Raw genomic sequence first — 3,244 nt, 5'->3', positions numbered from 1 at the left:
AATCCGATTCAGCCCGCCGGGACGGCAAAAACCAGGCCCGGCGCCCCGACCGCCATCCGATGAAAAATCCGGGCTAACTCCGCCTTGACTCGATATCGACGACGGCGACCGCGGCAACCACAGACGCAGCCGGGGTGAATGACCGCGCGAAACCAGATTGCATAGAATCAATGGATGCTCACTCGACAAGCCCAGTCCCTCATCGCGGCGGCAAGATGACCGCCCAAGGGGCCGGCCCCGACCTCGGACCCGCGGCCGACATTGCATACCAGTCCATCCGGCTACAAATTCTCTCCGGCGAACGACCCGGCGGCGAGTGGCTCCGGGAGGACGAACTGGCCGCCGTTCTCGGTGTCTCCCGGACCCCCGTCCGGGAGGCGCTCCGGAGACTCGCAACCGAGGGCTTGGTAACGCACGAGCCCAACCGTGGCGTCCAAGTCCACAACTGGACCATCGAAGACCTGCAGGAGGTCTTCGGCCTCCGCTCCTTATTGGAGCCGTGGGCCTGCGCACAGGCTGCCGCTCGTGGACAGGCGGACCTTTCTGCGCTCCAGGACCTGGCCGACAGGATGGACGCCACAGTCGACACACCAAATCCTGACTTCGAGGCCCTAACCGACCTCAACAACCGCTTCCACAGCACCATTTTGGCGGCGTCCGGCAGTCGGCGTGTCCAGTCCCTAGTAAGTTCCATGGTGGACGTCCCTCTAGTGTGGCGGACCTTCTCCCGCTACAGCCCCCAGGAGCTTCGTCGCAGCCTGGCACACCACCACGAAATGATCGATGCACTCCGAGCAAACGACCCGGCATGGGCCGAATCAATAATGCGCGCCCATGTCCAGTCCGCTTGGACCTCCACTCGACGTCATGCGGAAAAGGCCGCAGGTACTCCTTGAGCGGGCCGACGGCGTGACGCCCCGACACTGCTACTCTGTCCTCTACGCCCTGAGGCGGGTCATCGACGCGGACCCGTTCTACGTGCACATCGCCTGAAAGGGCAAGGCCTGTGATCGAATCAGGGGACTTCGACATCAACGCGTGGAGCCACCTTGTCGACCTGGTCGTCGAACCGCCTCAACCTAAAGATCCCATCGAGGCGCTCAAAGCGGCACAAAGCGGCAGGACACCACCAACCCTCAGGGTGCCTTTGGTCTTCACCGGAATCTACGGCGGACCCATCCACCTGACGATCGAGGTCCTTGATCGCGAGCCGGACACGGTCGCCCCCGGATGGGAAGACGTTGCGGACGTGTCCCTGGTCATCCCGGAGGGCAAGGCGTACTTCAATCAGCCCACTGGTGCGGATACGCGCGAAGTCGGGTTTATGTCAGCGGCGGAGGCGGGCAGCTATCGGGCCCGGCTTCACGCCGTAGGCAGGGACTTGGATTACGACATCGTCGTGGAAGAGTCGAAGGAACGGCATCTGGTGCAGTTCTGGAAGGCACCGCCCGCGACCACGATCGTCCTGTCTAACGCTCCGTCTGCGGGGAAGTCTTTGCCGCCGTTTGTCGCTATGCGGCAAAGCAACCTCTGACCGGCCCAGGGACACGCAAAAGGAGCCCGGGATCTTCTGGGGGTCCTCTTGTGCGCCCGGGGATGCTGCTAGCGACGGGCTGAACTGCGCCGATCCGGCCCTCAACTTATCTTGAGTTCCTCGGCGGGCATTACGATGATGCCGCTGGGACCGCGGACGTAGGTGAGCTTGTAGACGTCCTTATAGGTCGCCACGCCCCAAAGCTGGAAGGCAGCCGCGCCTCGCGGCTATCTCCGAGGCGTTGTCCATCCCGTCGACCGAGAACGCGACGCAGTGCAAGCTTGAGGGGGACGATGCCAGATTCCGACAGGCATGGTGTGCCGGTCACGCCGCCGGCACGTGAAGACGACGCCACCGACAGCCGTTGCCGACGTAAGGAAAGTGCGCTGGAGCCGGCTCCACGGATCCTGTTCAAACGCGAAGGGTGGCCGTAAGGGCCCCTGACCCGGAAGGGTCCCGACACACCGAGAGACTGGCCGGCCGGATCGGCTGACCAGTCTCTCGGTAAAGCTTTAGAGCGGCTGGATGTTCTCCGCCTGGGGCCCCTTGGGACCCTGGGTGATGTCGAACTGAACCTTCTGGTTCTCGTCCAGGGACTTGTAACCGCTGGAGGCGATTGCCGAATAGTGTGCGAACACGTCAGCGCTTCCGTCGTCGGGGGCGATGAATCCGAAGCCCTTTTCGGCATTGAACCACTTGACAGTACCTGTAGCCATGCTGATTTCCTTCACGGGTCGCTGGTCGGTTCCGCTTGTCGGATTGCCATCCCAGCCACTCACAGGTTCGAGCCTATGTGTTCGGCACAGTCTCGGGCAAGAGAGGCGCCCGGCCCTTGCGCCGCACGGACCGAGGGGCAGGGGCTGGGACTGAAGTAGAAGGCTACGCCGCCGCCGGCAGCCGTCCGCGGTCCCGGTGTGCCCGGGCGATCAGGGACGCGACGCGCCTCAACTCCATGGCTGCGCCCACTTCCGTCTGCGTGAACGGGAACAGGCCGGCGAGTTCGGCGGCCGTGTAGCCGGTGTTGGCGCCGGTCCCGGCGCGGTGCAGCAGATGCGTCAGGTCCCAGACCGAAGGGGCCCAGCAGGCAGTGTCCAGGTCAAAGAGGACCGCTCGGTCCCCGGTGTTGATGACGTTGCCGGCGTGCGCGGCCCCGTGACCGACCGACCATGCCGTTGCGGTTTCGAAGTGGGCTTCCAGGGCGGCGTCGTACCGGTTCCGCACTCCGATCGCCGCGGCTTCCGGCAGGTCCTCGAGACGGGCGAAAGACCTGTAGGCCCACGTTACCCAAGGCAAGGGCAGGTTCCGGGGCGGTCAGGCTCGCTACCTGGCCGCCTTTCTCGCCCGCGCGTTGAGGCACAGGCGTTTTACTGCTTTGAAAAGGTGACGTGTGAGGTCACGCCGAATTTGTTGGCGCTCTTCACGCAGGACCATCTGGGTGTATCCCCTCGACTGTGCTCTTCTGAAATAGTTCGCGAACACAACACGGGCATCACTCCACCTGCGTTCGGCCGCCCGAAAGCGCTCCTCGTTTATGACTGATGGGTCTGCAGCAAACTAGTTGCCAAAGGATTCGACTGCCGGGTACGAGTGTTCCAACTTCTCCAGCAGAATGAATCCACCACCCTCGCCACCGAGGTCCGCCGCGTACTTCGCCCCGGCGGCTGGCACATCTACACCGTCCGCCACACCGGAGATCCCCACGCGGGCACC

General features: G+C 63.8%; 5 protein-coding genes and 1 pseudogene. 3 read left to right on the top strand and 3 right to left on the bottom strand.

The annotated features are described in order from the left end of the window. Positions 1-215: 215 nt before the first annotated feature. Genes BJQ90_RS18840 through BJQ90_RS18835 form a run of 3 tightly spaced genes read left to right on the top strand, consistent with a single transcriptional unit; the run spans position 216 to position 1,534 of the window. Positions 216-896, top strand: coding sequence for a GntR family transcriptional regulator (locus BJQ90_RS18840; protein ID WP_264197426.1), 681 nt, complete (start codon positions 216-218; stop codon positions 894-896). After that, entirely contained in the window at positions 868-993 is a 126-nt protein-coding gene (locus tag BJQ90_RS22590; protein WP_264197425.1) for a hypothetical protein, read from the top strand. The genes BJQ90_RS18840 and BJQ90_RS22590 overlap by 29 nt, the downstream gene beginning before the upstream one ends. Positions 994-1,006: 13 nt before the next feature. Further along, positions 1,007-1,534 (top strand): hypothetical protein, encoded by a 528-nt coding sequence (locus BJQ90_RS18835; RefSeq protein WP_226761730.1) that lies wholly within the window; start codon positions 1,007-1,009, stop codon positions 1,532-1,534. 101 nt (positions 1,535-1,635) lie between these two features. Here BJQ90_RS18835 and BJQ90_RS18830 read toward each other — a convergent pair. From BJQ90_RS18830 to BJQ90_RS18820, 3 genes and pseudogenes are all read right to left on the bottom strand, one after another. Further along, a pseudogene (locus BJQ90_RS18830) lies at positions 1,636-1,813 on the bottom strand (VOC family protein); the annotation flags it as partial. Between the two features lie 233 nt (positions 1,814-2,046). Then, the gene (locus BJQ90_RS18825; RefSeq protein WP_091256599.1) at positions 2,047-2,250 is read right to left on the bottom strand and encodes a cold-shock protein; all 204 of its coding nucleotides are present in this window, start codon (positions 2,248-2,250) and stop codon (positions 2,047-2,049) included. Between the two features lie 163 nt (positions 2,251-2,413). After that, the gene (locus BJQ90_RS18820; RefSeq protein ID WP_226761729.1) at positions 2,414-2,827 is read right to left on the bottom strand and encodes a phosphotransferase; all 414 of its coding nucleotides are present in this window, start codon (positions 2,825-2,827) and stop codon (positions 2,414-2,416) included. Positions 2,828-3,244 lie beyond the last annotated feature (417 nt).

It is taken from the genome of Arthrobacter sp. SO3, assembly GCF_020532825.1.
GTDB lineage: Bacteria > Actinomycetota > Actinomycetes > Actinomycetales > Micrococcaceae > Arthrobacter.
This window is presented reverse-complemented; position numbering and strand designations above follow the sequence as displayed.